Source organism: [Clostridium] clostridioforme AGR2157 (genome assembly GCF_000424325.1).
In the GTDB taxonomy this organism is placed as follows: domain Bacteria; phylum Bacillota; class Clostridia; order Lachnospirales; family Lachnospiraceae; genus Enterocloster; species Enterocloster clostridioformis_A.
In genome coordinates, this window is the sequence record NZ_AUJR01000109.1 from 1 (window position 1) to 3,345 (window position 3,345).

General features: G+C 43.6%; 6 protein-coding genes. 2 read left to right on the top strand and 4 right to left on the bottom strand.

Annotated features, from left to right (window positions below):
• Positions 1–42: 42 nt before the first annotated feature.
• The 3 genes from G614_RS0123580 to G614_RS0123590 all read right to left on the bottom strand — a co-directional run bounded on the left by G614_RS0123580 (position 43) and on the right by G614_RS0123590 (position 1,492).
• Positions 43–525, bottom strand: coding sequence for a hypothetical protein (locus G614_RS0123580; protein WP_155245137.1), 483 nt, complete (start codon positions 523–525; stop codon positions 43–45).
• Positions 526–657: 132 nt separating this feature from the next.
• Complete coding sequence (locus G614_RS0123585) at positions 658–1,062, bottom strand: hypothetical protein (RefSeq protein ID WP_027643847.1); 405 nt, start codon at positions 1,060–1,062, stop codon at positions 658–660.
• Between the two features lie 34 nt (positions 1,063–1,096).
• Positions 1,097–1,492 carry a type II toxin-antitoxin system PemK/MazF family toxin gene (locus G614_RS0123590; protein ID WP_027643848.1) on the bottom strand — a complete coding sequence of 132 codons (396 nt, stop codon included), beginning with the start codon at positions 1,490–1,492 and terminating at the stop codon, positions 1,097–1,099.
• 723 nt (positions 1,493–2,215) lie between these two features.
• On the opposite strand from G614_RS0123590, the gene G614_RS0123605 reads away from it, so the two are divergent.
• Positions 2,216–2,476, top strand: coding sequence for a type II toxin-antitoxin system Phd/YefM family antitoxin (locus G614_RS0123605; RefSeq protein ID WP_027643849.1), 261 nt, complete (start codon positions 2,216–2,218; stop codon positions 2,474–2,476).
• Positions 2,466–2,783, top strand: coding sequence for a type II toxin-antitoxin system RelE/ParE family toxin (locus tag G614_RS0123610; protein WP_027643850.1), 318 nt, complete (start codon positions 2,466–2,468; stop codon positions 2,781–2,783). The genes G614_RS0123605 and G614_RS0123610 overlap by 11 nt, the downstream gene beginning before the upstream one ends.
• Positions 2,784–2,856: 73 nt before the next feature.
• Here G614_RS0123610 and G614_RS28885 read toward each other — a convergent pair.
• Positions 2,857–3,345, bottom strand: a 489-nt coding sequence (locus G614_RS28885) for an RNA polymerase sigma factor (RefSeq protein WP_207637862.1), incomplete at its 5' end; no start/stop codon positions are given.

Below are 3,345 nucleotides of genomic sequence, written 5' to 3' on the forward strand. Positions count from 1 at the left end.
CATAGAAGACCTACTGCTTGATAGCTATTTACAGAAAAACTTTCATACTCCCTCTCCATGTATGCAAAAGGCATGACCACCAGCCAGTACCGTTGTCAGCTCCCCATGGCTTTTAATCTCTAATACCCACCGTACTTGATTGGTAACAATTTCCTCATTCAGTTTCTCACACTTCCAGTTCCGGCTCATGACAATTCCATGTTCTGTCAGGACCGCGCCATATTGCCCCATGAGTTTCTTTCCGTATGCATCCCTGTCCGCCAGAACCTGATAGTCGCCCAAATGCCTGACCACATGTATGGCATCCTCTATTGTCCTCGGACATTCCGCCTCCAGTACCGCCATAATCTTATTAGATGATTCTTTCGTACCATCGAATATTTCATCTTTCAAAAGGGCCACAAATCTGTTGATTACGCTTAATTGGGTACCGGCAGGAATATAACCATATATTTCTTTAAATAACCCGCCGCACTGGGTGTAACTGCACAGTTCCAGATCTTCCTTGAGTGCTGACTGTGCCATTTGGTAATGATAAGGAGATAGCGGCAAGGCCAGTGAATACATATTGGGCACCTTTCTCCTGTCCCTTGCATGGATGTGCAATACGATTAATGCCTGCTTGTCAAAAGCAGGATCCGGGATTACCCCGTCTCCCTAATAAACTTCCACACACCGATGCTCCTTCTGCCCCTCTGAATTTGTGTCATTGTAGCAATCCAGATTATAAGAAAGATTAATAATCTGCTGGATGGATACTGGCTGCTCTGTTTCTATCGCAGCCTTGAAAACAAATTGCTCCATTTCTGTCATATATTCTAATCTTACTGCCAGCAGCTCAAGCTCATCGAAGTATGACAGATCATTTATCTCCCAGCCTTCTAAGGCGAATGAAAGCAATGGATCTAACGATTTAACGGAATGGATTGTCCATTGGTTTCCAAACTGCCTGTCATGATCAAAACGTGACACAATATCAGCACAGCCGATATCTGTAAATGGTAAAGTAAATTGTTTGAGCCAAACATTTCTTTTTATTACAACCTCTAACAGATTCCTCACCTCCTGATATTTTATTTGATTTTCTTCATTTGATTTACATCATTACAATACTCTGTTTTTGTCTTTCCTCCAGGAATATCCGGTCAAATTCCGGCTCCACATCCAAACTGATTTTCAAAGATATATTAACTGCTCTCATATCCCTGCCATCCAGGTGTCCTATGTACTCCTTCAATCTCGATTTATCAATGGTACGGACCTGCTCCAGCAGAATCATCGAATTTTTCTGCAAGCCATATTTCCGGCTGATTGCCACATGGGTTGGCAATGGATGCTTGTCCATCCGGCTTGTGATAGCCGCTACAATGACAGTGGGACTGTAACGGTTTCCAACATTGTTCTGGATTATAAGTACCGGACGCACCCCTCCCTGTTCACATCCTACTACCGGGCTTAAATCTGCATAATACATATCACCCCTATACATCATTCATCCCCCCTTTCTTCTGCTTTTTCCCTTATGATGTCTGTGACCTGATCTACTCCGTTCTCTCTTCCTCCCTGCTCAATGCCACATCCATGCAGCCGATTTGATCGGGCGGCTGCATGGTCTGGCATTGAAATCACCTTCTTTCCAACTTTATTCGTTGCTTCTATTCGACACTACTCCCCGAAGCTTGTCCAGACATTGCATCTGGACAGGGCCGCCAACCCGTCTGCCTGCAGCTGACAGGCATCATAGGAATCCCACCTCCGCCAGGTTCTCTGGCGGCCGCCCTCATTGCGTGGTCCCCGGCCAAGGGGGCTGTGACTGGACGGAAGTATCATTATGAGCTATCCGGGGTCATGGCGATTCAATCCGCTATGGACTGATTTTGAGACAGGAATTTGACGCTCTTACCTTATGCCACAAAAAACTTATTACAGGCTTTTGACGGAATCTATATTCCGCAGGCAGTCATTGCGCTCCCCTCATGTCGCTTCCGCTTCTCGCGTCCGGATAGCCAACGTAACTGGTTGGCTGGATATGAAATTTTCAATGTACATTGGCTGGATACAATAAGATAAAAATATCCCCCTACTTTTAAAAGCCGAAAAACAGGGCAAGTGATAACCAACTTTTTAAAATTTTTTTCATATTCTTTATTTCAAATTGATTCCAGAACATAAAAATGGTATAATTAAGCCATAATAAATCCAGGAGGTGAAACCTATGCCACAAATTATCCCAATCAGGGATTTAAAGAATACATCCGATATCTCCGATCTATGTCATACGTCAGAAGAGCCTATTTTTATCACAAAAAATGGTTACGGGGATATGGTAATCATGAGTATGGAAACCTATGAGAATTCCATGTGGAAATCCAGCCTTTACCGCGAGCTGGAACAATCAGAAAAACAGATACGGGAGGGCAGGACGCAGGACGCAAGGACCGCACTGACGGACCTGGGTAATAAATATGGATTATAAACTTGTAATAACAGAACAGGCAGTGGAACAATTGGACCACATCGTGGAATACCTCATATCCCATCTTAAGAACCCTTCTGCTGCCCGCGGCCTTCTGACAGAGATCGAATCCATCTACTGTCATTTAGAAAAGGATCCTTTCGTCTATCAGCAATGTGATGATGCCTTTCTGCAGATCAAAGGTTACCGCAAGGCTACTTTACATCACTATCAATACGTGATTCTTTTTCTGGTAGATGAAACCGGCAAGACTGTATATATATCCGGTATTTTTCACGAAAAGGAACATTACAGTCAAAAGCTTTAATTTTTCCTCATTCAAAAGGCAGCCGCCTGATATTAACGGGCCCGGCTGCCTTTATCTCGATTATATATCCTATTTAGCTTTTTACCCCCAGCCATTTTCTTAGCTGCTTGAGGATATTTTCCTTCCTCTTATGGATCGCAGGTTGAGACACACCGTATTTTCCCGCGAGGAACCGTTCTGATAACCCTTCATAATATATGTCGTACAGCAGATTACGCTCATCGGCAGTCAGCTGCTCCATCGCCGGCTTAAGTTGTTCAAGGCACAGTTGCTTGATTACCACTTCCTCCACTGATTCTGTAGTGTCATCATATAGTATTTCCTCTCCCATCATGTCATCCGCGTCTAAAGAATGATACAAAAATTCCCTTTGGTCCGTTTCGTCCGCCAGATATTTCCGTCTTCTTACAGCGCGGTAATGATTCATATAAATATCCCGGCTCACTTCCATAACCGCATTCCGGATACAGATAAAATATGCACGGCACCCATAAATTTCCATCCACATTTGATAAGATAAGTTCAAATGATGGAGGTGATACCAATAAATACGAATGACAAT

Excerpts from the sequence above, each read along its gene's own strand:
- G614_RS0123580 (WP_155245137.1), bottom strand. The coding sequence starts at position 525 with ATGGCACAGTCAGCACTCAAGGAAGATCTGGAACTGTGCAGTTACACC.
- G614_RS0123605 (WP_027643849.1), top strand. The coding sequence starts at position 2,216 with ATGCCACAAATTATCCCAATCAGGGATTTAAAGAATACATCCGATATC.
- G614_RS0123590 (WP_027643848.1), bottom strand. The coding sequence starts at position 1,492 with ATGATGTATAGGGGTGATATGTATTATGCAGATTTAAGCCCGGTAGTA.
- G614_RS0123610 (WP_027643850.1), top strand. The coding sequence starts at position 2,466 with ATGGATTATAAACTTGTAATAACAGAACAGGCAGTGGAACAATTGGAC.